The 24,939-nt window shown below is 64.9% G+C and carries 23 protein-coding genes; 9 read left to right on the top strand and 14 right to left on the bottom strand.

Annotated features, from left to right (window positions below):
- Window positions 1-4: 4 nt before the first annotated feature.
- A complete protein-coding gene (locus AB7A72_RS22480; RefSeq protein WP_369461226.1) occupies window positions 5-1,108 on the top strand; it encodes a PLP-dependent cysteine synthase family protein in 1,104 nt (367 codons plus the stop codon).
- Window positions 1,109-1,188: 80 nt separating this feature from the next.
- Here the strand turns inward: AB7A72_RS22480 and cysE are convergent, their stop codons facing one another.
- Window positions 1,189-1,968, bottom strand: a complete 780-nt coding sequence (gene cysE, locus AB7A72_RS22475) for a serine O-acetyltransferase (protein WP_239808831.1) — start codon at window positions 1,966-1,968, stop codon at window positions 1,189-1,191.
- A 39-nt stretch (window positions 1,969-2,007) separates the two neighbouring features.
- Window positions 2,008-2,817: an RNA methyltransferase gene (locus AB7A72_RS22470; protein WP_313334839.1), complete on the bottom strand. Its 810-nt coding sequence runs from the start codon at window positions 2,815-2,817 to the stop codon at window positions 2,008-2,010.
- Window positions 2,818-2,979: 162 nt separating this feature from the next.
- Here AB7A72_RS22470 and AB7A72_RS22465 point away from each other — a divergent pair, with 162 nt between their 5' ends.
- Entirely contained in the window at window positions 2,980-3,891 is a 912-nt protein-coding gene (locus AB7A72_RS22465; protein ID WP_312415120.1) for an inositol monophosphatase family protein, read from the top strand.
- An 81-nt stretch (window positions 3,892-3,972) separates the two neighbouring features.
- On the opposite strand, the gene AB7A72_RS22460 is transcribed toward AB7A72_RS22465, so the two are convergent.
- Entirely contained in the window at window positions 3,973-4,353 is a 381-nt protein-coding gene (locus AB7A72_RS22460; protein WP_239808834.1) for an RcnB family protein, read from the bottom strand.
- 547 nt (window positions 4,354-4,900) lie between these two features.
- On the opposite strand from AB7A72_RS22460, the gene mutS reads away from it, so the two are divergent.
- Both mutS and AB7A72_RS22450 read left to right on the top strand, forming a co-directional pair.
- A complete protein-coding gene (gene mutS / locus AB7A72_RS22455) occupies window positions 4,901-7,492 on the top strand; it encodes a DNA mismatch repair protein MutS (RefSeq protein ID WP_312531642.1) in 2,592 nt (863 codons plus the stop codon).
- On the top strand, window positions 7,489-8,313 hold the full coding sequence (locus AB7A72_RS22450; protein WP_312531638.1) for a proteasome-type protease: 825 nt from the start codon (window positions 7,489-7,491) through the stop codon (window positions 8,311-8,313). The genes mutS and AB7A72_RS22450 overlap by 4 nt, the downstream gene beginning before the upstream one ends.
- Window positions 8,314-8,357: 44 nt before the next feature.
- Here AB7A72_RS22450 and AB7A72_RS22445 read toward each other — a convergent pair whose 3' ends face one another.
- Complete coding sequence (locus AB7A72_RS22445) at window positions 8,358-9,158, bottom strand: IclR family transcriptional regulator (RefSeq protein WP_312463181.1); 801 nt, start codon at window positions 9,156-9,158, stop codon at window positions 8,358-8,360.
- A 230-nt stretch (window positions 9,159-9,388) separates the two neighbouring features.
- Here AB7A72_RS22445 and AB7A72_RS22440 point away from each other — a divergent pair, with 230 nt between their 5' ends.
- Window positions 9,389-10,324, top strand: a complete 936-nt coding sequence (locus AB7A72_RS22440; protein ID WP_369461225.1) for a LysR family transcriptional regulator — start codon at window positions 9,389-9,391, stop codon at window positions 10,322-10,324.
- A gap of 107 nt (window positions 10,325-10,431) precedes the next feature.
- Window positions 10,432-11,142: a DNA/RNA non-specific endonuclease gene (locus tag AB7A72_RS22435; protein WP_312415103.1), complete on the top strand. Its 711-nt coding sequence runs from the start codon at window positions 10,432-10,434 to the stop codon at window positions 11,140-11,142.
- Between the two features lie 78 nt (window positions 11,143-11,220).
- On the opposite strand, the gene AB7A72_RS22430 is transcribed toward AB7A72_RS22435, so the two are convergent.
- The 3 genes from AB7A72_RS22430 to AB7A72_RS22420 form a co-directional block, all read right to left on the bottom strand.
- A complete protein-coding gene (locus AB7A72_RS22430; RefSeq protein WP_369461224.1) occupies window positions 11,221-12,363 on the bottom strand; it encodes a CaiB/BaiF CoA transferase family protein in 1,143 nt (380 codons plus the stop codon).
- A 17-nt stretch (window positions 12,364-12,380) separates the two neighbouring features.
- Entirely contained in the window at window positions 12,381-13,307 is a 927-nt protein-coding gene (locus tag AB7A72_RS22425; RefSeq protein ID WP_239812746.1) for a Bug family tripartite tricarboxylate transporter substrate binding protein, read from the bottom strand.
- Window positions 13,308-13,457: 150 nt separating this feature from the next.
- On the bottom strand, window positions 13,458-15,164 hold the full coding sequence (locus tag AB7A72_RS22420) for an acyl-CoA dehydrogenase family protein (RefSeq protein ID WP_312415099.1): 1,707 nt from the start codon (window positions 15,162-15,164) through the stop codon (window positions 13,458-13,460).
- A 198-nt stretch (window positions 15,165-15,362) separates the two neighbouring features.
- Between AB7A72_RS22420 and AB7A72_RS22415 the strand changes: the two genes are divergently transcribed.
- Window positions 15,363-16,262, top strand: a complete 900-nt coding sequence (locus AB7A72_RS22415) for a LysR substrate-binding domain-containing protein (RefSeq protein WP_369461223.1) — start codon at window positions 15,363-15,365, stop codon at window positions 16,260-16,262.
- Here AB7A72_RS22415 and AB7A72_RS22410 read toward each other — a convergent pair whose 3' ends face one another.
- Window positions 16,263-17,081, bottom strand: coding sequence for a nucleotidyltransferase domain-containing protein (locus AB7A72_RS22410; RefSeq protein WP_369461222.1), 819 nt, complete (start codon window positions 17,079-17,081; stop codon window positions 16,263-16,265).
- Window positions 17,082-17,290: 209 nt separating this feature from the next.
- On the opposite strand from AB7A72_RS22410, the gene bfr reads away from it, so the two are divergent.
- The gene (bfr, locus tag AB7A72_RS22405) at window positions 17,291-17,755 is read left to right on the top strand and encodes a bacterioferritin (RefSeq protein WP_369461221.1); all 465 of its coding nucleotides are present in this window, start codon (window positions 17,291-17,293) and stop codon (window positions 17,753-17,755) included.
- A gap of 104 nt (window positions 17,756-17,859) precedes the next feature.
- Here the strand turns inward: bfr and AB7A72_RS22400 are convergent, their stop codons facing one another.
- On the bottom strand, window positions 17,860-18,537 hold the full coding sequence (locus AB7A72_RS22400) for a 7-cyano-7-deazaguanine/7-aminomethyl-7-deazaguanine transporter (RefSeq protein WP_239808928.1): 678 nt from the start codon (window positions 18,535-18,537) through the stop codon (window positions 17,860-17,862).
- Window positions 18,538-18,802: 265 nt separating this feature from the next.
- Here AB7A72_RS22400 and AB7A72_RS22395 point away from each other — a divergent pair, with 265 nt between their 5' ends.
- Entirely contained in the window at window positions 18,803-19,096 is a 294-nt protein-coding gene (locus AB7A72_RS22395; RefSeq protein ID WP_239808929.1) for a hypothetical protein, read from the top strand.
- Window positions 19,097-19,165: 69 nt separating this feature from the next.
- Here the strand turns inward: AB7A72_RS22395 and AB7A72_RS22390 are convergent, their stop codons facing one another.
- The 5 genes from AB7A72_RS22390 to tam all read right to left on the bottom strand — a co-directional run bounded on the left by AB7A72_RS22390 (window position 19,166) and on the right by tam (window position 24,932).
- On the bottom strand, window positions 19,166-19,615 hold the full coding sequence (locus tag AB7A72_RS22390) for a hypothetical protein (RefSeq protein WP_369461220.1): 450 nt from the start codon (window positions 19,613-19,615) through the stop codon (window positions 19,166-19,168).
- A 226-nt stretch (window positions 19,616-19,841) separates the two neighbouring features.
- A complete protein-coding gene (acnB, locus tag AB7A72_RS22385; protein ID WP_369461219.1) occupies window positions 19,842-22,427 on the bottom strand; it encodes a bifunctional aconitate hydratase 2/2-methylisocitrate dehydratase in 2,586 nt (861 codons plus the stop codon).
- Between the two features lie 70 nt (window positions 22,428-22,497).
- Window positions 22,498-23,091, bottom strand: coding sequence for a hypothetical protein (locus AB7A72_RS22380; RefSeq protein WP_239808932.1), 594 nt, complete (start codon window positions 23,089-23,091; stop codon window positions 22,498-22,500).
- A 53-nt stretch (window positions 23,092-23,144) separates the two neighbouring features.
- Window positions 23,145-24,131, bottom strand: coding sequence for an HpcH/HpaI aldolase/citrate lyase family protein (locus AB7A72_RS22375; RefSeq protein ID WP_369461218.1), 987 nt, complete (start codon window positions 24,129-24,131; stop codon window positions 23,145-23,147).
- Window positions 24,132-24,143: 12 nt separating this feature from the next.
- Window positions 24,144-24,932 (bottom strand): trans-aconitate 2-methyltransferase, encoded by a 789-nt coding sequence (gene tam / locus AB7A72_RS22370; protein WP_369461217.1) that lies wholly within the window; start codon window positions 24,930-24,932, stop codon window positions 24,144-24,146.
- Window positions 24,933-24,939: the final 7 nt, after the last annotated feature.

The raw sequence follows: 24,939 nt of genomic DNA, 5'->3' as shown, positions 1-24,939 counted from the left end.
AGCCATGGATCACCATCACACCCCACCGCCCAGCCCAGCCCCGGCCTCCAGCCACCCCGGCTGGCGGGACCAGGCGATTGCGAAGATCGAAGCCGATTACCAGCGCAGTGCCGACACCCACCTGATTCCGCTGAACCTGCCCTGCTATGCGCAGGCGGGGATTGATCTCTACCTCAAGGACGAATCCACCCACCCCACCGGCAGCCTCAAGCACCGGCTGGCGCGTTCGCTGTTTCTCTACGCGCTGTGCAATGGCTGGGTGCACGAGGGCACAACGATTGTCGAGGCCTCCAGCGGCTCCACGGCCGTGAGCGAGGCCTATTTTGCGCGCCTGCTGGGCCTGCCCTTTGTCGCGGTGATGCCGCAGTCCACCTCGCCCGAGAAGGTTGCGCAGATTGAATTTCTCGGCGGGCGCTGCCACTTTGTCGGCCATGCCGGCGAAGTCTATGATGCCGCCCGTGCGCTGGCCCAGCGCACCGGCGGCCACTACATGGACCAGTTCACCTATGCCGAACGCGCCACCGACTGGCGCGGCAACAACAACATCGCGCAGAGCATGTTCCAGCAGATGCGCATGGAGCGCCACCCCGTTCCGCGCTGGATCGTGGTGGGCGCAGGCACCGGGGGCACCAGCGCCACCATTGGCCGCTTTGTGCGCTACATGCGCTACAACAGCCAGGTCTGCGTGGCGGACCCGGAAGGCAGCGTATTCCATGCCTACTGGCGCAGCGGCGACGCCAGCCTGACAGCGCCTGGCTCGCGCATCGAGGGCATCGGCCGCCCGCGCGTCGAGCCCAGCTTCATCCGTGGCGTGGTGGACCATATGGAGGTCGTCAGCAACCGCGAATCGGTCACGGCCATGGCGCTGCTGGGCGATGTGCTGGGCCGCAAGGTGGGGCCTTCCACCGGCACCAACATGGTGGCCATGCTGCGCCTGGCCGATGGCATGCGCCAGCGGGGCGAAACCGGCTCGTTGCTCAGCCTGCTGTGCGACGCTGGCGAGCGCTACCTGCCCACCTACTACCACCGCGAATGGGTCAGCACCCATTTTGGCGACTGCGATGCCACGCAGCAGGCACTGCAGACCTTGCTGCACGGCCGGCGCTGAGCCCCATCAGGTAACCACGCATCCAGCTGCGGCTCGCCCGGCAAAACAGCAGCGCGGTGCCGCTGGCGACCGAGCCCGGCTTACTTGCCAACCAGGTCGCTCAGCTTCTGGGCTTCAAACTCGGCTTCGCGCTGCGCATCGCAAGGCACGCAATCGCCCACCTTGCTCTGCACCGACAGCTTCTCGATGGCCGCCCAGAGCATGGTGATCTGCTGCTCGTGGCCGGCAGCGCTGTCGATGATGCCGCGCATGGCCTTGGACAGCGGGTCGTCCTCTTGCGTCACACCATAGGCGGCAAACTTCTGCTCTGCCGGGGCTTCGGTCACATCGGCACTGGCACCCTGGCGCGAGGCAATGATGCGGGCTGGAATGCCCACGGCCGTGGCACCGGCAGGCACGGGCTTGATGACCACCGCATTGCTGCCGATCTTGGCGCCATCACCCACTTCAAAACCGCCGAGCACCTTGGCGCCCGCTGCCACCACCACGTTCCTGCCCAACGTGGGATGGCGCTTGGCGCCCTTGTAGAGCGTGGTGCCACCGAGCGTGACGCCGTGGTAGATGGTGCAGCCGTCGCCGACGACAGCCGTCTCACCGATCACGACACCCATGCCGTGGTCGATGAAGACATTGCGTCCAATCTGCGCGCCGGGGTGGATCTCGATGCCGGTCAGCCAGCGGGCCATGTGCGAGATGAAACGGCCCGTCCATTTGAACCCATGGTTCCAGCACCAGTGCGCAGGACGCTGCATCCAGATCGCATGCAGACCGGGATAACAGGTGACAACCTCCCAACGGCTGCGGGCAGCAGGATCGCGGTCGAGGATGCACTGAATATCGGAGCGCAGGCGGTCAAACATGGAAACAATGGTTATATAAATATTCGAGGGTCCGCCAGTCTATCGTTTTGCGGCCTCGGCCGTGCGCAGCATAGCCTTGGCAACACCTCTCAGTATGTGGATTTCCTCCTGGGTCAGTTGCGCGCGGTTGAACATCTGGTTGAGCCGGGGCATCAGCTTCTTGGGGGCCTCCAGGTCCAGAAAGCCGATCTCGGCCAGCGCCTGCTGCCAGTGCGCCAGCATGCCTGCCACCTGCTGCGCATCGGCGCGCTCGCCCCGGGCTGCGGCATCGCTCACGCCATAACCGCCCAGCGCCTGGCGCCAGTCATAGGCCACCACCTGCACCGCCGAGGCCAGGTTCAGCGAGCCAAAATCCGGATTGGTCGGAATCGACAGCGCCACATGGCAGCGGTACACATCCTCATTGGCCATGCCATAGCGTTCGCAGCCAAACAAGAAGGCGACGCCGGTCTCGCCGCTGGGATGGGCGGCGGCATCGGTGGCGGCAGGAGCGGCATCTTCATCCAACGGCCCAGGCGCAGGCTGGGCTGCCAGCGCGCCCTGCAGCAGCAGCGCAAAATGCTCGCGCGGCGTGCGGGCAGGCGGGCCAAAATCACGCGGGGTCATGGCGGTGGCGCACAGGTGGCTCATGCCATCCAGGGCCTCGTCCACCGACTGCACAATGCGGCAGTTGGCCAGCACATCGAGCGCGCCGCTGGCGCGTTGGATGGTTTCTTCCTTGCGCAGCACATTGCTCCAGCGCGGGCGCACCAGCACCAGGTCATCGAAACCCATGGTCTTGATGGCACGGGCAGCGGCGCCCACATTGCCGGCATGGCTGGTTTCGATCAGAACAAAACGGGTTTTCATAGACAGGTCGGGCAAAAAGGGGCATGCACCAGCGAAAAAAATCGAGCGCAGGTACAATCTAGCCCCTATTGTCGCTGCCGCATCGCCGGCCGCGATCTACCAGCCGCTCTTGCCCCAGCGTTTCGCAGCGTTTTTGCTGCCCCACTTACGCCCACACAATTTATGTCGTCCTCCTCCCTGCACCCCATGCTCAACATGGCCATCAAGGCCGCTCGCGCTGCTGGCGCCATCATCAACCGTGCCGCGCTTGACGTGGAATCGGTGCGGGTTTCGACCAAACAGGTGAACGACTTTGTGACCGAAGTGGACCAGGCCTCCGAGCAAGCGATCATCGAGACCCTGCTGACCGCCTACCCTGACCACGGCATCCTCGCCGAAGAATCGGGCAACGAATACGGCAACCCCCGCTCCAACCACATCTGGATCATCGATCCGCTGGACGGCACCACCAACTTCATCCACGGCTTCCCCGTCTACTGCGTCAGCATCGCGCTGGCCGTGAACGGCCGCATCGAGCAAGCCGTCGTCTACGACCCCACCCGCAACGACCTGTTCACCGCCACCCGTGGCCGTGGCGCGTTCCTGAACGAGCGCCGCATCCGCGTGTCCAAGCGCACCCTGCTGCGCGACACCCTGATCACCACCGGCTTCCCCTTCCGTCCAGGCGACAACTTCAAGCAGTACATGGCCATGCTGGGCGATGTGATGCAGCGCACCAGCGGCGTGCGCCGCCCTGGCGCAGCGGCACTGGACCTGGCCTATGTGGCCGCCGGTTTCAGCGATGGTTTCTTTGAAACGGGCCTGAGCATCTGGGACGTGGCAGCCGGCTCGCTGCTGGTGACCGAGGCCGGTGGCCTGGTCGGCAACTTCACCGGTGAAGCTGATTTCCTGGAACAACGCGAAGTGCTGGCCGGCACGCCACGCATCTACGGCCAGCTGGTGCCTATCCTGGCCAAGTACAGCAAGTTCGCCAGCGCTGGTGACAAGGCCGGCGTGCGCCAGGCGCTGAACGACGACGGCGCCGAGCCCGCTGCAGACACCCCGGCCGAGCCGGACGCCGGGCAAGCCGAGTAAACTTCCGCGCGCATACACAACAAAGCCCGCAGGCCATGCCTGCGGGCTTTGTCTTTGGGCGATCAGCAGATGGCCTGGCTGTCAGTTGCCAAACACGATCTGGGCAATCACGCCGGAGGCAATGGCCACCAGCAGGTAGTCACCGCCATTCTGGATCCAGTGGTAGCCGCGTGGCGGTGCGCTCAAGCGGTGGCCACGCCAGTCGTTGACGACATAGCCGTGCGCCCGGTACTGCGGCGGCACCCGCGAGCCCTTGACCCAGCGGTGGTCCGGGCCCGCGCCTCGGTGGTTGCGCGCATCAGGGCGGTGCGAATCATGGCGGCGATCGGGCTGCGCATGGCCCCGGTTGTCGTAGCGGTGGGAGTCCTGCGCAGGGCGCGGCTGGGCTTGCACGCTGACGGCACCCGCACCCAAGGTCGCGACCAGCGCGGCAGCGGCTGCGCGGTTCATCCAAGTTGTCATTGCATTTTTCATCGGGACCTCCTGTACTTGACGCAAGGCACCATCGCCTCGCTTGCAATCCATGATGGCGCAAGCAACACAGCAAATAGGTAGGAATCTGCCAGCTTTACCGGAATTTTCGAGGCCGTGCAGCGGGCTTTACATTCGCATCGGGGTGTTAAACCTCTTCAAAAAGGGGGCGGGTAGGCCGGCGGTTTACGCCTGGGCGGATAAGGCCTGTGCCTCGCGTGAACGCCTGGAAAATCCGCGCTCCACCAGCGAGTGGATGCCAACTTGCTCCCGCCGATACGGTAATATGCACACCCCGCTCGGCCCCTGGGCCTCCGGCCAGCCTTGTATGATGCGCATTGCGGCCACAGGCAGACCGGCGCAGGCGCCCCGCCCCCGGGTGCGCTGCTGGTCAAGCCGCCTCGACAAGGCCCCTACCGACCCTCTTTACCCCTGCCATCCCGGGCTGGCTTCTTCCCCACCCGACCAACCATAGATGAGTTCAAACCCCATGGAAAATCCCACGCTTACCAAAGCCGATTTTTCATCGCATACCCCCATGATGCAGCAGTACCACGCTGCCAAAGTGGATCACCCCAACACCCTGCTGTTCTACCGCATGGGGGATTTTTACGAGCTGTTTTATGGCGATGCCGAGAAGGCCGCGCAGCTGCTCAATATCACCTTGACCCAACGCGGCCAGTCGGCCGGCCAGCCGATTCCAATGGCGGGCGTGCCCTTCCATGCGCTGGAGAACTACCTGGGCCGTTTGCTCAAGCTCGGCGAATCGGTGGCGATCTGCGAGCAGGTGGGCGAAGTGGGGGCCAGCAAGGGGCCGGTGGAGCGCAAGGTGGTGCGCGTCGTCACGCCGGGCACGGTGACCGACAGCGAGCTGATGAGCGACAAGGCCGAGGCCATGCTGCTGGTGGTGCACCAGGCCCAGCGCGCCCGCTGCGGCCTGGCCTGGCTGAGCGTGACCCAGGGCAAGATTTTCCTGGCCGAGTGCACCCATGAAGAGCTGCCCGCCTGGATTGCGCGCATCGCGCCCAGCGAAGTGGCCTACAGCGCCGGTGCCTCGCAGCGCTTTGAACAATCGCTGTACCAGCTGCGCAGCAGCGGCGTGCTGACCTGCCCGCTGGCGCTGCGCCCCGATTGGCAGTTCGACGAAAAGCTGGGCGAGCGCAAGCTGCTGGAGCAGCTGGGCGCCGCCAGCCTGCAGGCCTGGAATGCGCAGACCCTGTATGCCGCCCATGCGGCCGCTGGCGCGCTGCTCACCTATGCCGAGCACACCCAGGGCCGCAACCTGCCCCATGTGCAGACCATCCATGTCGTGCGCGACGATGCGCTGATCGACCTGCCAGCGACCACGCGCCGCAACCTGGAACTGGTCAAGACCTTGCGCGGTGAAGACAGCCCCACCTTGTTCTCGCTGATCGATACCTGCCAGACCGGCATGGGCAGCCGCCTGCTCAAGAGCTGGTTGCTCGAACCCAGCCGCGACCGCAGCGATGCGCGCGCGCGCCTGGGCGCCATCGGCGTGCTGCGCGGCGACAGCGATACGCTGTCTGCTGCACCGTGGCAGATCCTGCGCACCGAGCTCAAGGGCGTCTCCGATGTGGAGCGCATCACCGCCCGCATCGCGCTGCGCCAGGTGCGCCCGCGTGAGCTGGTGGCGCTGGGCCTGACCTTGCAAAAGGCGCAGCAGCTGGCGCGCAATGCCGCCGCACCTGCGCCGTTGCTGGGCGAGATTTTTGAGGCGCTGCAGCCGCCCTTGGATGCGATGGAGCTGCTGATCCGCTCGATCGCGCCCGAGCCCGCGGCGCTGGTGCGCGATGGCGGCGTGATTGCCGAAGGCTTTGATGCCGAGCTGGACGAGCTGCGCGCGATCCAGACCAACTGCGATGCCTTTTTGCTGGACTTGGAGACGCGCGAGAAAGCGCGCACCGGCATCAGCAACCTGCGCGTGCAGTTCAACAAGGTGCATGGCTTCTATATCGAAGTCACCAGCAGCCACAAGGACAAGGTGCCCGACGACTACCGCCGCCGCCAGACCTTGAAGAACGCCGAGCGTTTCATCACCCCCGAGCTGAAAACCTTCGAGGACAAGGCGCTGTCAGCCCAGGAGCGCGCGCTGCAGCGCGAGAAATGGCTGTACGAGCAGGTGCTGGACCAGCTGCAGCCGCAGGTGACGGCGCTGTGCCGCGTGGGCCAAGCGATTGCATCGCTGGATGCGCTGTGCGCACTCGCCGAGCGCTCGCTGACCTTGAACTGGTGCGCCCCGCAGTTTGTGCCCGAGCCCTGCATCGACATCGATGCGGGCCGCCACCCGGTCGTGGAAGCACGCCTGGCCGAGACCTCCAACGCCTCGTTCATCGCCAACAACACGCGGCTGTCGAGCCTGCAGCGCCTGCAGATCATCACCGGCCCCAACATGGGCGGTAAATCCACCTATATGCGCCAGGTGGCGCTGATTGCGCTGCTGGCCAGCATGGGCAGCTATGTGCCTGCCACACGCTGCCTGCTCGGGCCGATCGATGCGATCCACACCCGCATCGGCGCGGCCGATGACCTGGCGAATGCCCAATCCACCTTCATGCTGGAGATGACCGAGGCCGCGCAAATTCTGCACAGCGCCACGCCCTACAGCCTGGTGCTGATGGACGAGATTGGCCGGGGCACCAGCACCTTTGACGGGCTGGCGCTGGCCAGCGGCATTGCGACGCACCTGCATGACAAGACCAAGGCGCTGGCCTTGTTCGCCACCCATTACTTTGAGCTGACCGAGCTGCCGGCCAAGGCCAAGCATGCGATCAACATGCATGTGGCCGCGACCGAGGCGGGCAGCGACATCGTGTTTTTGCACGAGCTGCAACCGGGCCCGGCCAGCCGCAGCTATGGCGTGCAGGTGGCCAAGCTCGCCGGCATGCCGGCGCCCGTGCTCAGCCACGCCCGCCATGCGCTGGCCGCGCTCGAATCGCGCCAGCAGGCAGGCGACTCCCAGGTGGACCTGTTTGCCCAACCGGCCTCGGCCGAAACCCCGACCCCCAGCGCCGTCGAGGCGCAACTGCGCGAGCTGCAACCGGACACGTTGACACCGCGCGACGCACTCGATCTACTGTATTCACTCAAGCGACTCGCTGACAAGTCATGACCTATTGTGTAGCCATCAAGCTGAACGCCGGCCTGGTGTTCCTCTCCGACTCCCGTACCAATGCGGGCCTGGACCATATCAGCACCTTCCGCAAGATGATGGTGTATGAGAAGCGCGGCGAGCGCTTCATGGTGCTGCTGTCTGCCGGCAATCTGTCGATCTCGCAATCGGTGCGCGAGATTTTGCAGACCCAGCAGCTCGAAGACGAGAACGGCGGCCCGCCCATCACCATCTGGAACGCCAAGAGCATGTTCGATGCCACCCGCGTGCTGGGTGCCGCCGTGCGCCATATCCAGGAGCGCGACGGCAAGGCGCTGGAGCGCGCCGGCGTGGACTTCAACTGCAGCTTGGTGTTTGGCGGCCAGATCGCCGGCGAGAGCCCGCGCCTGTTCCAGGTCTACTCAGCCGGCAACTTTATCGAGGCCACGGCCGAGACGCCCTATTTCCAGATCGGCGAAGCCAAGTACGGCAAGCCGGTGCTGGACCGCGTATTGACGCCGACGACGCCGCTCAACGAAGCGGCCAAATGCGCACTGGTCTCCATGGACAGCACGCTCAAATCCAACCTGTCGGTGGGCCTGCCGCTGGACCTGGTGGTCTACGACACCGACGCGCTCGCCTGCGACAACATCGCCTGCATCGACGAGTTCAACCAGTACTTCCGCATGGTGCGCAACACCTGGGGCGACAAGCTGCGCCAGGCCTTTGACAGCATCGAAGACCCGCACTGGGACAGTGGCGACAATGCAGCGTCCATCCAGCCGGACAGCAGCGCGATCCGGCCGGTAAAGAAGATCACCAACTCCAACGTGATGCTCTAAATGGATGTGGTAGCGGGGGGCTCGCAAGGCCCCGGCGCTGGCACTCAGCCATGCACCAGGTTCGGGTTCTGCGCCAGCTGCTGGGCAATCGCGCGGCAGGTGCGCAGCAGCGGCTGGATGTAGGCAGCCTGCACATCCTCACGCTGGCGGAACAGCAAGGTGCTGACGCTGATGGCGGCCACGGGGCTGCCGTCCGGCCCCAAGACGGCGGCGCCAAAGCAGTAAATGCCCTCCTCATTCTCCTGCGCATCGGTGGACCAGCCGCGCTCGCGCACCTCGTCCACCTGCTGCTGCAGCGCCTTGGCATCGCCCACAGTCTGCGCGGTCAGCGGCGCATAGCTCAGCGCTGCCATCAATGCGCTGGCCTCGGGCTGCGGCAATGCGGCCAGATAGGCCTTGCCGACGGCGGTGGAGTACAGGTTCACGCTGGTGCCAATGCGCGATGACATCTGCACAGCGCTGTCGCTTTCGAGCTTTTCGATATAGACCATGCTGTGGCCCGACGGCACGGCGAAATGGATGGTCTCCTGTGTCGCATCGCGCAAATCACGCAGCGCCGGTGTAGCGGCCAGACGCAGGCCCGAGCGGCTCCAGCTGCGGCTGGCCAGTTGCACCAGGCGCGGGCCCAGGGTCCAGCAGCGCGTCGACCCGGCCTCCACCAGCATGCGCTCGGCCTGCAGCGCCGCCACGATACGGTGCACTGTGGGCCGCGGAAAGCCCGTCGCCTTGGCTATTTCTGCAATGCCCAGGGGCTCGCTGCTGTCGGCCACCAGTTGCAGCACACGCATGAACTTGGAAAACGCTGCCGTGCCGGCAACACTGCTTTCAGAAGACGAAGTAGCCATGTTTGGATCCCATACTGCGCAGAGCATACCCCAGCGCAGGCCAGGTCACGGCCGCCAGCCGCAGGCGATGCACGGTTTGCGCAGGGCGGCATGCCTGCGGCCGTCCCAGCCCTGCGCTGGCCGAAGCATTCATTTTTTCCATAGGAATGCGGACCATCGCCTTTTGCAGCAATGCATTCCGAACAGTGACTCTCGAAAATCCGTATCCACGATGCCGACGGCCCGTTACGATGTCGCATCCCCACGCTCCGCTGCCCTCGTCCGCCATGCGCTTTGACCTGCAAGACCTGCGCCTTTTTGTCCATACGCTGGAGTCCGGCACCATCACCCAGGGGGCCGAGCGCTGCCATATCACGTTGGCATCGGCCAGCGAGCGCATCCGGGGCATGGAGACGGTGCTGGGCGCGCCGCTGCTCCACCGCAGCAAGCGCGGGGTAACAGCCACCGAAGCGGGGGCCGTGCTGCTGCCCCATGCGCGCCGCATGCTGCTGCAGATGGAGCAGCTGGCCGGCGACATGCAGGCCTTTGGCCAGGGCCTGGGCACGCGCATCGAGCTGCTGGCCAATACCTCGGCGATCAGCGAACACCTGATTGCGCCGCTGGGCGCCTTCATGCAGGCCAACCCGCAGCTGCGGCTGGAGCTGCGCGAATGCACCAGCGATGCCATTGCCCGTGCGCTGGTGGCCGGTGAAGCCGACATGGGCGTGCTCTCCAACGCCGTGCCTGCGGGCAGCCTGCACACCCAGGTCTGGCGCGATGACCCGCTGGTGCTGCTGGGGACGACGCGCCTGTTGAGCGCCCTGCCCCAGGACGTGCAGCTGAACCACCTCAAGGACATTGCGCTGCTGGGCCTGCTGCCCCAGCATGCGCTGCACCAGCTGATGGCCGCGCAGGCGCTGCAGGCGGGTGTGGCGCTGCGCTACCGCGCCCTGGCCCCGCACCTGGAAGCGCTGTGCGACTGGGTCGCGATGGGCCTGGGCGCCGCACTGGTGCCACGCACTGCTGCAGAATGCGCCACCCTGCGCTGGCCCCAGGCGCGGCTGCGCCTGCGGCCGCTGAGCGCCGACTGGGCCGCGCGCCAGCTGGTGCTGGCCTGCCGCGACCCGGCGCAACTGCCGCCCCAGGCGCTGCGCCTGTGGAGTTTTTTGCAAGAAGCCGCCCACTAGCCAGCCGCAACAGGTACCCGCAGGCGCCCCCGCCAAGCCCGGCATAGCCGACGGCCTGCCCGGCCTTTGCGCCGGGCGCCCCGATCTTGTGCAACACTTGCGCGCTTATGTTTTCTCGCCTCTCTGTTTACCTGGCGCCCATGCTGCTGTGCGCCGCCGCCCCTGCCCTGGCTGCAGGCTTTGATGACTGTCCCCAGTTCTTTGCGGGCAAGCCGCCCAGTACCAGCGCCTACGGCCAGTTGCGCCCGCTGTGTTTTGAAGAGTTCGCAGTGCTGCACTCGGGCCAGACCAAGACACCCATCTTTGTGGCCCAGCGCCTGAACGCCCGCATGCTGGAGCAGGCCAAGGACCTGAAGCGCAGCGACAAGTTCTACCCCGAAGCGCGCCTGCCCGAGCGCGAACGCGCCCAGCTGTCGGACTACCGGCGCTCCGGCCTCAGCCGTGGCCATATGGCTGCCGCTGGTGACATGAGCACCAAGTACGGCAAGGCCCAAAGCTACTCGCTGGCCAATATGGTGCCGCAGGACCCGACCCAGAACGGCAAGCCCTGGTCGCAGATCGAGCAGGACACGCGCCGCTATATCCGCCGCGCCCAGGGCGATGTGTTTGTCATCACCGGCCCGGTGTTTGGCAAGCAGCGGCGCACCATTGGCGAAGGCCAGGTCTGGGTACCCGATGCCGTGTTCAAGATGGTCTATGACCCGGCCACCGGCCAGCGCTGGGTGCATCTGCAGGACAACCAGCCATCGGCCAAGGCCGGCAAGCCCCTGAGCTACGAAGAGTTTGTGCAGCGCACGGGCATTCGTCTGCTGGACTGAGCACCGCCCTCCCACCCACAAAAAGGCCCATGCTGCAATGCGCAGGCATGGGCCTTTTTTGCGGGGTGACGATGCAGATCAGTGGTCGTTGGCGGCATCCAGGAACGCCGTGCCCTCGGTCAGCGGCGCAAAGCGGTAGGACGCGGGCGTGCGGCTCAGCTTGACCGGAGCGCCCAGGCCGGTGTAGTCGCCCATCTTCACGACCATCTCGCGGTGCGCGGTGTGCGGGGCTTGCAAGGCCTGCTCCACATTCAGCACCGGCGCGGCGGGCACGCCGATGGCCATCAGGTCTTCGGCGAGTTGCACGCCGTCATGTGCGGCAAACGCTTGTTCCAGCAGCGGCTTGAGCACATCGCGGTGGACCGAGCGCTGGCCGGCGGTGGCAAAGCGCGGGTCGTCGGCCAGGGCTTCCTGCCCCAGGTGCTGGCACATCAGGCGGAACTGGCGGTCGTTGCCCACGGCCAGAAAAATCGGCGCCTTGCCGGTGTTCACGACATCGTAGGGGTAGATGTTGGGGTGGGCATTGCCGGAGCGGCCGGGGATCTTGCCGTTCATGAACCAGTTGGCGGCATGCGGGTGCAGCAGCGAGATGCCGGCGTCGTACAGCGAGGCATCGACCAGTTGGCCCAGGCCGCTGCGGCCGCGCTCATGCAGCGCCAGCAGCACGCCGATGACGGCATTGAGGCCGGTGACCATGTCGACCACCGGCAGGCCCACGCGCAGCGGGTCGCGGTCGGCCTCGCCGTTGATGCTCATCAGCCCGGCCATGGCCTGGATGGCGGCGTCATAACCGGGCAGGCTGCCCAGCGGGCCATCGGCCCCAAAGCCGGTGACACGGCACCAGACCAGGTGCGGAAACTGCTGCTGCATCTGCTCGTAGCCAATGCCCCATTTCTCCATCGTGCCGGTCTTGAAGTTCTCGACCACCACATCGGCCTGTGCCATCAGGGCGCGCACCTGGGCCTGGCCTTCGCCACTGGCCAGGTCCATGAACTGTACGCGCTTGTTGCGGTTCAGCCCCAGGTAGTACGAGGCCACGCCATCGCGGAACGGCGGGCCCCAGCTGCGCGTGTCGTCGCCTTGCGGCGGCTCGACCTTGAGCACATCGGCACCATGGTCACCCAGGATCTGGCCGCACAGCGGCCCGCCCAGAATACGCGAGAGATCGAGCACCTTGATGCCCTGCAAAGCGCCACCATGGGCCGCCTGTGTTGTTGTCATGTCCGTTTTCCGTTGGGTCAGTCCAGCGTCACACCCGACTGCTGAACCACTGCCTGCCATTTGTCCACTTCGGTGGCGATGAAGCGCCCCAGGTAGGCAGGCGAGCGATCGGGTGATGCCTCCAGGCCCTGCGCGGCAAAGGCCTTTTTCACACTGTCCGAATCCAGCGCCCTGGAGAAGGCCTGGTTGAGCACCTGCACACGCTCGGGCGGCGTGCCCTTGGGAGCCACAACACCGAAGAAGACACTCACGTCATACCCGGCCATGCCCTGCTCGGCCACGGTGGGAATGTCGGGCAAGGCGCTGGAGCGGCGCGCGGTGGCGACGCCCAGCGGCTTGACCTTGCCTGCCTTGATATAGGGCATGGCCGTGAGGATATCCGTAAAGCTCATGTCGACCTGTCCCGCCAGCAAATCATTGAGCGCCGGGCCCGTGCCCTTGTAAGGGATGTGCTGCAGCTTGGTGCCGGCCAGGTTGTTGAACAGGACCCCAGCCAGGTGCGACGAAGCGCCATTGCCCGACGACGCGAAATTGAGCTTGCCCGGATGGGCCTTGTCCAGCGCGATCAGGCCCTGCACGTTGTCGGCCGGCAGGCTCGCCTTGACAACCAGGATATTGGGCAGGTAGCCCACATAGATGATGGGCGCGTAGCTGGTGCGCGGGTCGTAGCTGATCGACTTGTACAGGCTCTTGTTGATCGCCAGCGGGCCCGAGGTGCCGAACATGATGGTGTAGCCATCGGGCTTGGCGCGCGCCACATACTCGGCGCCGATATTGCCGCCCGCGCCCGCGCGGTTTTCCACCACCACGCTCTGGCCCAGCTCGCGCGTCAGCTCCGTCGCCAGAATGCGGGCCATCGCATCGGTGGGGCCGCCCGGTGGGAAGGGCACGGTGAACATGATCGGGCGGTCGGGAAACTTGTCAGCGGCCTGCGCCGATGCCATACCCAAGCCACCCAGGCCACCCAGGCAAGCGAGGGCGAGCGCGGCCGCGTTCAACGAAAATTTTTGCATTTTGTCTCCATGGATTCAGAAATGCAGGTCTGGTGCCTGCGTGTTGATCTCGGCATCTGCGCCGGTCTGCGGATAGGCAAATCAGGCCAGCCACTCTTGCGGAATGGACTCGCTGGCCAGCGGGTCGCGCGGCAGCACCCGGTGCAGCAGCACCAGTTGCGACAGGCGCAGGCGCTCGGCAGATGCGATCTGGCCGGCTTCCCAGGCCATCGCAATGGCGGTGGTGCAGTTGTACAGACCGGTGGCGGCCTGGCGGGCCAGCACCGCGCCGCCGTCTTGCGCGGCACGCTCGGCCAGCGCACTGGCGCGGGCCAGTGCGGCATCCAGCGCCTGGCGGTAGCCGGCACTGATGCGGCAGTCTGCCAGCAGGCCTTGCAGGTAGGCCTGCAGCACCGGCAGCGAGCCTTCACGCTGGATGGCGCGCACGACATCGAGCGCGACGATATTGCTGGTGCCTTCCCAGATGGAGCCCAGGTGCGCATCGCGCACCAGGCGGGGGTCCGTCCATTCCTCGATGTAGCCGCAACCGCCGCGCACTTCCATCGCGTCACCGGTCACCTTGCGCGCATCGCGGCACGCGCGGAACTTGATCATCGGCGTCAGGATGCGCAGCAGCGCATAGGCCTCCTTGTCGCCCGCGTCCGAGCGCATCAGGGTCTGCGCGGTCTGGAACACCATCGACCGCGCCTGCTCGGCGGGCACGCGCAGCTTGTCCAGCTGGCGCTGCATCAGCGGCATGTCCTGCAGGCGCTTGCCAAAGGCCACGCGCTCGCTGGCCACAAACTCGGCCTCGGCGACAGCGCGGCGCATCATGCCGGCAGAGCGCACGCCGTTGGACAGGCGCGAGTTGTTGACCATGTCGGCCATCTGCACAAAGCCCCGGCCCTGCTCGCCGATGAGGTAGGCCATCGCGCCTTCCATGCGGATCTCGCCGCTGGCCATTGACTTGGTGCCCAGCTTGTCCTTGAGGCGGATGATGCGGTAGTGGTTCTGGCTACCGTCATCGAGCTGGCGGGGCAGCAGGAACAGCGAGATGCCCTTCATGCCAGCGGGTGCGCCGTCGACACGGGCCAGCACCATCGCAAACTCGGCATCGGGGTTGGAGCAGAACCACTTGTCGCCCGTCACCCGCCAGCTGCCATCGGCCTGCGGTTGCGCCAGGGTCTGGGTGTTGGAGATGTCGGAGCCAGCGGCCTGCTCGGTCATGAACATGGCGCCCTGGGCCTGGCTGTCCCAGTCCAGCGACAGCAGCTGCGGCAGGTACTTGGCGACCAGCTCCGGCGCACCGAATTTCTTCAACGTGCGGGTCAGCGAGTCGGTCATCGACAAGGGGCAGCACAGGCCAAACTCGGACTGCACGAACAGGTAGGTCAGCGCATATTTGACGATGGGCGGCATCTTGCCCTGCCAGCCCAGCATGTCGTCGCGGTGCGAGATCGCCTGCAGCCCGAATTCGCCATAGGCGATGCGCTCCAGCTCTTCATAGGCCGGGTGCTTGATGATGCGCTGGCGGTCTTGCCCGGCGCGGCTGCGGTGCTCCAGGGTGGGCGGGTTCTTGTCGGCAATGCTGGCCAACTCGTCGATGCGGCCGCCGGCCAGCTCGCCCATGCGCTGCAGATAGGGCTGCAGATGGGCCAGCAGATCGGCGGGCAGGTAGAGCTGCAGCAGCTGCTGCAAAGCCGGGTCGGTGCTGTAGAAATTGCTGCCGTGGCGATCGGGCACGGGGTGGTCATGGGCGTGTGCCACCTGCGCGATGGCGCTGCGCTGGGATGGGTCCGGTGCGGACATGCGGGTCTCCTGATGGCGGGACTGGCGGCGCTGCGCTCGGGAAGGGACTGCGCTGCCGGCCCGCGGGTTACGCGTGTTTTGTGCGTGGGTTCGCGCTCTGGTCGCGGGGTTTTGCGCCATTTCAGCAGCCGCTTCTATTCGCGTCAAATATTATTAAAATCTTTATCGATACGTATTAAATATAGTTAGGAGCACCCCATGGAGCTGCGGCTGCTGAACTACTTCGCAACCCTGGCCGAAGAGCTGCACTTCAGCCGTGCAGCCCAGCGCCTGTCCATTTCGCAGCCGCCGCTGTCGGTCGCGATCCGCCAGCTGGAGGAAGAAATTGGCGCCGCGCTGTTCGAGCGCAGCAGCAAGGGCGTGCGCCTGACCGCTGCCGGCGCCCACCTGCTGCCACGCGCACGCCAGCTGCTGGCGCTGGCCGGCCAGGCGGTGCAGGAGACACGGGATGTGGGCCAGGGTGTGCGCGGCCATCTGCGCCTGGGCTTTGTCGGCTCGGCACTGTACCGGGGCGTGCCCCAGGCGCTGGCCCATTTTCAGAATGCGCATCCACAGGTGCGCATTGACATGCGCGAGCTCAACAGCGCCGAGCAGCTGCTGGGCCTGCAGCAGGCCGAGCTGGACATGGGCCTGGTGCATTCGGTGATGCTGCCCGAAGGCCTGCACAGCCAGTTGCTGATGCAAGAGCCCTTTGTGGCCTGCCTGCCGCGCCAGCATCCGCTGGCCGGCCATGCGGTGCTGGATTTGGCACAGCTCAGGCATGAGCGCCTGGTGCTGTTTTCCAGCGCCGTCTCTCCGCTCTACCACCAGCGCATCTACCAGATGTGCATGGCCCATGGCTTTGCGCCCGAGGTGCGGCATGAGGTGCGGCACTGGCTGTCGGTGCTGTCGCTGGTGTCGCTGGGCCAGGGCTCGGCCATTGTGCCGGCCGCGCTGCAGCGTGTGGGCATGCCCGATGTGGCGTTCATCCCGCTGATGGGCGAGCAGCCGCAATCCGAGCTGCTGGCCGTCTGGCGCAGCCAGCCCGACAACCCTTTGGTGCACAAGCTGCTGCTCAGCCTGCAATCGGCCGTGCAGGCAGTGGCGCAAGGCGCTTGATCAGCCCGTGTGGCCGCTGAGCACGGTGCGCAGCAGCAAGTCATCAAGCGGCGCAAAGTCCACGCTCGGCGTCTGCGGCGCCGGTGCGGCTTCCAGCTGTGCCAACGTGGTCTCGATAAAGGCATTGAGCACCGGCATTGCGGGGCCATGCTCGGATTCCTTGGCCGCACGCTTGACCACCAGCAGCGCCGCGATCGCGTCGCGCACCGCCGGATCGGCGACCGTGCCATCGACCAGATCCTGAAAGCGCATCGGCGCCACGCCCCGGCCTTCGGACACCCACAGGCAGGCCAGCAGCGGGCGCAGCACATACAGGTACTTTTTGAGCCGCACCGTCTCGCCCTGCAGGTACTCGCGGTAGTTCTTGCGCGCCATGTGCAGGTAGTGGTAGTGCGTGCGCTCAGGCAGGTGCACGCGTTCGATGGCGGCACGCATGTCGGCGACAAACAGCGGATCGGCCTGGTAGACCACCGGCGAATCAAACCATTCGATCAAGGTGGCATTGCCCTTTTTGAGCAGGCCCAGCGCCTTGCGCAGCTCCCAGCCGTTGACATCGAACACATCGGAGATCGGCAGCTCGATCACATCGCGCTGCTCGCTGACGCTCAGGTACCAGGGCAGGCGCGGCGCGTAGATGAAGCGCACATCGTAGTCACTGTCGGGCGAGGCAAAGCCCCAGCCCCGGCTGCCGGACTCGCAGGCAAAAAGAATGCGCACCTGGTGCTCGATCTCGATCTGCGCCAGTTTGGCCTCGATGTCGGCGCGCACCGCCGGGTCGATGGGGTGGACTTGCGCTTGCCAGGCGTCGGATGGGTTCATGCTCGCTCCCTTCAAAACCCCTGATCTTGCCAGAACCGTTGCGTTCCAGCCCCGGGCATCGTCCGCGCAGGCGGCACAGGCAATGCGAATGCATCTGCTTACGGCCCGCATCCAGAGCGGTGGTGCATGGGCATTTGGCTGCTGTCGCAACCAAGGCCACACAGACACGCGATACTGCAGGCTTCGCAAACTTTACCGAGAACAAGAACATGCAAGGCCATCCCGACGTTGTCGATTACCTCAAGGACCTGCTGCGTGGCGAGTTGGCCGCACGCGACCAGTACTTTGCCCACTCGCGCATTTACGAAGACCAGGGCTTCAGCAAGCTGTTCACCCGCCTGGACCATGAGATGCAGGAAGAAACCCAGCACGCCGATGCGCTGCTGCGCCGCATCCTGATGCTCGGTGGCCGTCCCGATATGCGCCCCAAGGAATTCACGCCCGGCGCCACCGTGCCCGAGATGCTGCAAAAGGACCTGGACACCGAATACGAAGTGCGCGCCGGCCTGCGCCAGGGCATGGAACTGTGCGAGAAGCACAGCGACTATGTGAGCCGCGACATTCTGCTGGCCCAACTGCGCGATACCGAAGAGGACCACGCCTACTGGCTGGAAAAGCAGCTCGGCCTGATCAACATGATGGGCCTGCCCAACTACCTGCAAAGCCACACCTGACGCTACGCCGCGCCCATGCAAAAAGGCCGCCAGTATCTGGCGGCCTTTGTCATTGCAGCATATAGCCCAGAGCCCCCTCAGGCGCTGGCACCTGCCAAAGACATTCAGGATGCCGCAGCAGGCGCCGTCGGCATGCGCATCGAGCGCACCAGCGCGGCCAGCACCACGCCATAGGCGGGCACAAACAGCAGCAGGCTCACGGCCAGCTTGATGACATAGTCCACCAGCGCGATCTCCACCCAGTTGGCGGCCATGAAGGGATCGGCACTGCGCCAGAAGGCGATGGAGAAAAAGGCAGCGGTATCGAGCGCCTGGCCAAACACCGAGGCGGCAGCGGGCGCCATCCACCAGGCATGGCTCTTTTGGCGGATGCGGTCAAACACCTGGATGTCGAGCAGCTGGCCCAGCACATAGGCGGCAAAGCTGGCCAGCGCAATGCGGAACACAAAGCTGTTGAAGGTCTGCAGGGCCTCCCAGCCGTTGAAGCGCCCTTCATGGAAGATCACGCCGACGATATAGGACACCAGCAACGCAGGCAGCATGGCCCGGGTGATGACGCGGCGCGCCTCGGCCTTGCCGATCAGACGCACGGTCAGATCGGTTGCCAGAAAGATGAAGGGAAAGCTGAAGGCCCCCCAGGTGCTGTGAAAACCAAACAGCGAGATGGGCAGCTGCACCAGGTAGTTGCTGGCGATGACGATGGCGATATGGAAGGCCACCAGCAAGGACAGATAGAAGGGCACGCGAGATGCAGGGGTCTGCACGGCATGAGCGGAGTTCATGACATTCCTTTTTGGTCAATGGGGGCGAGGGAACCCATGGCTACGAAAAAATGGCCCGAGAACCACGCAGGTTCCTGGACTCAGGGGGGCGTATTGTATCCGTGCTATGCAAAACCGGCCTCGGCGAGGGTGCAATCCCAGACCGCGAGTGCATGCGCGCGTCCGTCCCCGGCCACACCCATGCAGAGACCGATGATAAAAACCTGTACAAATAAACAGTTAGCAGAGATACTAAGCACTGTTTATTTAAACAGTCATCTAATCTATGGAAGTCTCTACCCCGATCGCCATCAGCCTGCAGGATTGCCACGGCATTGATCCCGCCCTCAAGCACCGCGCGGAAGCGCGCTTTGCCAGAGAGATCGGCAAGTTTTTCCCCGATGAGCAAGACATGCTGGAAGCGCTGAGTGCCTACACCGATGCTGCCGAAGGCGGCGAGATCTCTGCCCGCCAAGAGGTGCTGGCACGCGCATGGCTCAAGGCCTTCGACAAGGCACGGCAGGCAGGCTTTCAGGGGATTGGCGTGGAAGAGGCGTACTTCGACGTGCGCCTGGGCTAGGAACCCTCTGCAAGGCTTCAGTGGGTGGATCAGGGCTGGGCGCTGATGCGCCCTGCCCGCCGCGCAGTGTCAGCGCGCGCAGCTGAGCGATTCGCGCCAGCTGGGCTCGCTCACCATGCGCTTTTGCGACTGCAAGGTGTCGCGGCAGAGGTTTTCCAGCGTACTGCGGTTGCCCGGGTCATTCCAGTCCCAGGGGCTGGTGCCGGCCAAGGCCAGCGCTTCCTGCGCACGCCGGCTCTGGCTGCGCACATCCTGCTCGATGCCCTGGTGCGCGGCCAGAAAATCGGCGCTGCTCTGGGCGGTTTCATCGGCCCGCAAAAAGCCTGCGCTTTCGCAGCGCTGCACCTGGTACCAGTTGTCCAGTGCATACATCACGGCGCCTTCACAGGGCGTCGCCTGCGCGCTGGTGACCTCGGCAGAGGCGGCGCTGTCCGTGGCGCCACCCTGCACCTGCGCCAGGCTGGCACTGGCCATCACTCCAGGCACCAGCAGCGCCACCACATATTTCCACATCTTCATCGGACTCATTTCTCCCGTCGGGCATGTCTACAAATGGGGCAAGCAGGCCTGGCCATGGCCAGGCCCTCCGGCGCACAGGCACGGCCTGCGGCCAGCGAACATTGTGCATACCTCCGTTTTTTTTGCACGGGGCAGCACACAAAACCTAGATACATGGCATAAAAAAACCCGCCGAAGCGGGTTGGAAGGGCAGAGGCTGCAAACCCCTGCACTTGGGCCAAAAGGCTTAGATCTTCTCGGCCACCTCGGCGTATTCCGAGATTTCGTTGAAGTTCATGTAGCGGTAGACGGAGGCCTTGTCGGCATCGATCACGCCCATTTCCTTCAGGTACTCTTCCTTGGTCGGCAGCTTGCCGATGCGCGATGCGATCGCAGCCAGCTCGGCAGAGCCCAGGAACACATTGGTGTTCTTGCCCAGACGGTTGGGGAAGTTGCGGGTCGAGGTCGAGATCACCGTGGCGCCTTCACGCACCTGGGCCTGGTTGCCCATGCACAGCGAGCAGCCGGGCATTTCGGTACGGGCACCCGCGGTACCAAAGGCGGCGTAGTGGCCTTCCTTGATCAGTTCGCTCTGGTCCATCTTGGTGGGCGGTGCCACCCACAGCTTGACAGGGATGTCACGCTGGCCGCCCAGCAGCTTGGCTGCAGCGCGGAAGTGGCCGATGTTGGTCATGCACGAACCGATGAAGGCCTCATCGATCTTGGTGCCGGCCACCTCGGACAGGAACTTGGCGTCGTCCGGATCGTTGGGGCAGCAGACGATAGGCTCCTTGATGTCGGCCAGATCGATCTCGATGATGTGCGCGTACTCGGCGTCCTTGTCGGCTTCGAGCAGATCGGGCTTGGCCAGCCAGGCTTCCACTTTCTCGATACGGCGCTGCAGGGTCTTGGCATCGGCATAACCGTCGGCGATCATGTTCTTCATCAGAACGATGTTCGAGGTCAGGTATTCCTTGATCGGCTCGGGGTTGAGCTTGATCGTGCAGCCAGCGGCAGAGCGCTCGGCCGACGCGTCGGACAGCTCGAACGCTTGCTCCACCTTCAGGTTGGGCAGGCCTTCGATTTCCAGGATGCGGCCGGAGAACTCGTTGATCTTGCCGGCCTTGGCGACGGTCAGCAGACCGGCCTTGATCGCGTACAGCGGAATCGCGTGCACCAGATCGCGCAAGGTCACGCCCGGCTGCATTTCGCCCTTGAAGCGCACCAGCACCGATTCAGGCATGTCCAGCGGCATCACGCCGGTCGCGGCACCGAAGGCCACCAGGCCCGAGCCTGCGGGGAACGAGATACCGATAGGGAAACGGGTGTGCGAGTCACCGCCGGTGCCGACGGTGTCGGGCAGCAACAGGCGGTTGAGCCAGCTGTGGATCACGCCGTCACCCGGGCGCAGGGCCACGCCGCCGCGGTTGCTGATGAAGTTGGGCAGTTCGCGGTGGGTCTTGACGTCCACCGGCTTGGGGTAGGCCGCCGTGTGGCAGAAGGACTGCATCACCATGTCGGCGGAGAAGCCCAGGCAGGCCAGGTCTTTCAGCTCGTCACGGGTCATCGGGCCGGTGGTGTCTTGCGAGCCCACGGTGGTCATGCGCGGTTCGCAGTAGGTACCGGGGCGCACGCCCTGGCCTTCTGGCAAACCGACCGCACGGCCGACCATCTTTTGCGCCAGGGTGAAGCCGGCCTTGGATTCGGCAGGCGCCTGGGGCAGACGGAACACGGTGGACGCGGGCAGGCCCAGCGCTTCACGCGCCTTGGCCGTCAGCGAGCGGCCGATGATCAGGTTGATACGGCCGCCGGCACGCACTTCGTCCAGCAGCACATCGCTCTTGAGCGAGAACTCGGCGATCGTCTCGCCGTTCTTGACGATCTTGCCGTCGTAGGGCAGCACATCGATGACATCGCCCATCTCCAGCTTGGAGACGTCCACTTCGATCGGCAGCGCGCCGGAGTCTTCCTGCGTGTTGAAGAAGATCGGAGCGATCTTGCCACCCAGGGTCACGCCACCAAAGCGCTTGTTGGGCACAAAGGGAATGTCCACGCCCGTGCCCCAGATGATGGAGTTGGTAGCAGACTTGCGCGAAGAACCGGTGCCGACCACGTCGCCGACGTAGGCAACCAGGTTGCCCTTCTTCTTGAGCGCTTCGATGAACTGCATCGGGCCGCGCTTGCCATCTTCCTCAGGCTTGAAGGCCGCGTCAGGGCGGGTGTTCTTCAGCATCGCCAGGTAGTGCAGCGGGATGTCGGGACGGCTCCAGGCATCCGGTGCGGGCGACAGGTCGTCGGTGTTGGTCTCACCGGGCACCTTGAACACGGTGACGGTGATCTTCTTCTCGACTTCGGGGCGCGACGTGAACCACTCGGCATCGGCCCAGCTTTGCATCACTTCCTTGGCCTTGGCATTGCCGGCCTTGGCCTTGTCGGCGACGTCATTGAAGAAGTCGAACATCAGCAGCGTCTTCTTGAGCGCATCGGCAGCCACGGCTGCCACGTCTGCGTCATCGAGCAGCTCGATCAGCGGATGAACGTTGTAACCACCTACCATCGTGCCTAGCAGCTCGGTGGCCTTGGCCTTGGAGATCAGCGCCACTTTCAGGTCGCCGTGTGCCACGGCAGCCAGGAAGGAAGCCTTGACCTTGGCGGCATCGTCCACGCCTGGCGGCACGCGGTGGGTCAGCAGATCGAGCAGAAATGCTTCTTCACCGGCAGGCGGGTTCTTGATCAGCTCGATCAAGTCAGCGACCTGCTTGGCATCCAGCGGCAGTGGGGGGATGCCCAGAGCGGCACGCTCAGTCACATGGTCGCGGTAGGCTTTCAACATACGTTCTCCGGTTCTCTATTTCAATGGTGGGGCGCTCGCAAGGCGTCGGGCAGCCGCGCCGCTGTTCTTATCAGCGGCCGTTGCCTTCAAACAGTGCGGCAGGTGGGTTTTTCTTGATGGCTTCGGCAACCTGGTTCTGCTCGGGGCTCATGCACTCGTCGGCCAGACGCTGACCGAGCTTGCGGTTGATCAGCATGGACTTGTTGGCCACCTGCAGCCACATGGCGCCTGCGTGCTGGTCTTCCAGGCGGATGGTGCCGGTGGAGGTGGACACCGGTGCCATGTGGTACTTGAAGCCCTTGCCTTCAACGAAGAAGTAGCCGGGGTTGACCGAGTCCTTGGCGATATTGATCGAGGCGCCCAGCTCGCAGTTGATGCGGCCCTGGTAGACCTGCTCGGCGATGGCCAGTTCGGCAGGGGTCAGCGTCTGCTGGGCGGGAATGGCGGCGGCCGCAGTGGCGGCGCCGGCGCCCGCGGCGACCGCAGCACCCTTTTTGGCAGTGGCGGCACGCTTGGCAGGGGCCTTTTTGGCCGGTGCCTTCTTGGCCGCAGTGGTTTTGGCAGCCGCTGGCTTGGCAGCCTTTTTCTCTTGCGCCTGCACACTGCCCATGGCCAGAGTCAATGCAGGAACCAAGACCAACAAAGAAATCACGCGATTTTTCATAACAACTCCCGCGATACAACGCAAGAAACAGGAAAAGGGCTGGACCCGGATGGTTACAGCCACTCCCGCACTGTACCCGGCAACGGACAACCCGTCTGCGCAGCACGCTCCAAAATTTGCCAAAAGTAACGATAACTTGCACGGTCATGCAAGACCCCATCGACGCTGATCGGCGCCCATTGCGCGTCTGCCGCCGCCCGCACGATGCGGGCCGCTTCATCGACCTGGCTCTGCGTCGGCGCGAAGGCCTGCAGGATGGGCCGGATCTGCGCGGGGTGGATGCTCCACATGCGGGTGTAGCCCAGCTCGCCATAGGCGCGGCGGGCTGCTTGCTCCATCGCATCGGGATTCTTGAACTCGGTCACCACGCAGTGCGACGGCACCTTGCCGTAGGCGTGGCAGGCGGCGGCGATCTCCAGCTTGGCGCGCAGCACCAGCGGATGCGTGAACTGTCCTTGCACGCCCATCGCGCTCGAAGGGATGGCGCCGCCATGGGCAGAGACAAAATCCATCAGGCCAAAGCTGATGCTCTGCACACGGGGGTGGGCCGCAATCTCGAAAGCGCGGTGCACCGCCTGGGGCGACTCGATCAGCGCATGCAGCGGCACCGGGGTGCTGGTGGCCGCCTGCAGCAAGCGGTCGACCTTGTCGATGTCATCGGCCGACTCGACCTTGGGCACCATGATGTGGCACAGCTGCTCGCCAGCCTCACCGGCGATGGTGGCGATGTCTTCGGCCAGCGCCGCGTGGTCGGCCGCATGCACGCGGGCCGCGACACGAGCGCCGGGTGCGGCGTTCCTGGCGAGCGAGGCGACCAGCCGGGCATGGGCCTTTTCCTGGCCGACGGCCGCGCCGTCTTCGCAGTCCAGGGTCACATCGAACACGCAGCGGCCAAACTCTTCCATCATCTGCGCCTGCAAGGCCAGGCTCTTGCGCATGCGGTCTTCAACACCGCTGTAGTGGTCGCAGACCGGCAATGCCAGGGCCCCGGACTGGGCGCCGAGCAGTACCTGGGCGGGATGGAGGGCGGAAACACTCATGGCTACTGATCGTCAGATGGGGCGGCGGGCCACCAAAAACAAGCGGGGAAAGGCCAGCAGGCGCCGGCCATCGCTGCGCAGGCTGTAGGCAGCGTCGATGCGGCGCGTGTATTCGGCCACAAAGCTGGTTTGCAGCTCGGCACGCAGAGGCTGGAGAAACGGCCGCAGACCGGTGCCACGAACCCATTGGACAATCGCCTCCGCACTGTCCATTGGGTGCTGGTACGCCGTACGCCAGGCATCCACCTGCGCAACACGGGCCAACACATCGTAGTAATCATTCAAAGACAGCAAATCCGTGCGCAACGCATGCGGATCGCCGATCTCTGCAGCCCAGGGCTGCAGCGCTGCCACTTCACGCATCAGGCGGTGGGTGGGCTCATCGCGGTTGTCCGGCATCTGCACGGCCAGTACGCCACCGGGCGCCAGCATGCCCATCAAGCGGGGCAGCAGCTGCGCGTGGTCCGGCACCCATTGCAGGGCCGCATTGGCAAAAATCAGGTCGGGCAAACTCCCATTGTGCAGTGGAGCCTGCCAATGGGCGATGTCACCCTGCTCAAAATGCACATGCGCAAGACGCTGGCGCGCAGCGGCCAGCATGTCTTGCGACTGGTCGACACCCAGCACCCGTGCATGCACGAAGCGCTGGGCCAACAGCTCGGTGGAATTGCCCGGCCCGCAGCCCAGATCCACCACATAGGCGGCATCGTCGGGCAGCGCCACGCGCGCCAGCAGCTCGGCGGCCGGGCGCGTGCGCTCGTCCTCGAACCGGCTGTAGAGCTGGGCATTCCATGCAAGCATGCGGGTC

This window comes from Comamonas sediminis, from assembly GCF_041107495.1.
GTDB classification, from domain to species: domain Bacteria; phylum Pseudomonadota; class Gammaproteobacteria; order Burkholderiales; family Burkholderiaceae_C; genus Comamonas; species Comamonas sediminis.
Note: the sequence above shows the minus strand (reverse complement) of the source record. Positions and strands in the feature narration are given on the sequence as shown.

Coding starts and splice junctions, on each gene's coding strand:
- AB7A72_RS22480 (WP_369461226.1), top strand. CDS start 5: ATGGATCACCATCACACCCCACCGCCCAGCCCAGCCCCGGCCTCCAGC.
- cysE (WP_239808831.1), bottom strand. CDS start 1,968: ATGTTTGACCGCCTGCGCTCCGATATTCAGTGCATCCTCGACCGCGAT.
- AB7A72_RS22470 (WP_313334839.1), bottom strand. CDS start 2,817: ATGAAAACCCGTTTTGTTCTGATCGAAACCAGCCATGCCGGCAATGTG.
- AB7A72_RS22465 (WP_312415120.1), top strand. CDS start 2,980: ATGTCGTCCTCCTCCCTGCACCCCATGCTCAACATGGCCATCAAGGCC.
- AB7A72_RS22460 (WP_239808834.1), bottom strand. CDS start 4,353: ATGACAACTTGGATGAACCGCGCAGCCGCTGCCGCGCTGGTCGCGACC.
- mutS (WP_312531642.1), top strand. CDS start 4,901: ATGATGCAGCAGTACCACGCTGCCAAAGTGGATCACCCCAACACCCTG.
- AB7A72_RS22450 (WP_312531638.1), top strand. CDS start 7,489: ATGACCTATTGTGTAGCCATCAAGCTGAACGCCGGCCTGGTGTTCCTC.
- AB7A72_RS22445 (WP_312463181.1), bottom strand. CDS start 9,158: ATGGCTACTTCGTCTTCTGAAAGCAGTGTTGCCGGCACGGCAGCGTTT.
- AB7A72_RS22440 (WP_369461225.1), top strand. CDS start 9,389: ATGTCGCATCCCCACGCTCCGCTGCCCTCGTCCGCCATGCGCTTTGAC.
- AB7A72_RS22435 (WP_312415103.1), top strand. CDS start 10,432: ATGTTTTCTCGCCTCTCTGTTTACCTGGCGCCCATGCTGCTGTGCGCC.
- AB7A72_RS22430 (WP_369461224.1), bottom strand. CDS start 12,363: ATGACAACAACACAGGCGGCCCATGGTGGCGCTTTGCAGGGCATCAAG.
- AB7A72_RS22425 (WP_239812746.1), bottom strand. CDS start 13,307: ATGGCATCGGCGCAGGCCGCTGACAAGTTTCCCGACCGCCCGATCATG.
- AB7A72_RS22420 (WP_312415099.1), bottom strand. CDS start 15,164: ATGTCCGCACCGGACCCATCCCAGCGCAGCGCCATCGCGCAGGTGGCA.
- AB7A72_RS22415 (WP_369461223.1), top strand. CDS start 15,363: ATGGAGCTGCGGCTGCTGAACTACTTCGCAACCCTGGCCGAAGAGCTG.
- AB7A72_RS22410 (WP_369461222.1), bottom strand. CDS start 17,081: ATGAACCCATCCGACGCCTGGCAAGCGCAAGTCCACCCCATCGACCCG.
- bfr (WP_369461221.1), top strand. CDS start 17,291: ATGCAAGGCCATCCCGACGTTGTCGATTACCTCAAGGACCTGCTGCGT.
- AB7A72_RS22400 (WP_239808928.1), bottom strand. CDS start 18,537: ATGAACTCCGCTCATGCCGTGCAGACCCCTGCATCTCGCGTGCCCTTC.
- AB7A72_RS22395 (WP_239808929.1), top strand. CDS start 18,803: ATGGAAGTCTCTACCCCGATCGCCATCAGCCTGCAGGATTGCCACGGC.
- AB7A72_RS22390 (WP_369461220.1), bottom strand. CDS start 19,615: ATGAAGATGTGGAAATATGTGGTGGCGCTGCTGGTGCCTGGAGTGATG.
- acnB (WP_369461219.1), bottom strand. CDS start 22,427: ATGTTGAAAGCCTACCGCGACCATGTGACTGAGCGTGCCGCTCTGGGC.
- AB7A72_RS22380 (WP_239808932.1), bottom strand. CDS start 23,091: ATGAAAAATCGCGTGATTTCTTTGTTGGTCTTGGTTCCTGCATTGACT.
- AB7A72_RS22375 (WP_369461218.1), bottom strand. CDS start 24,131: ATGAGTGTTTCCGCCCTCCATCCCGCCCAGGTACTGCTCGGCGCCCAG.
- tam (WP_369461217.1), bottom strand. CDS start 24,932: ATGCTTGCATGGAATGCCCAGCTCTACAGCCGGTTCGAGGACGAGCGC.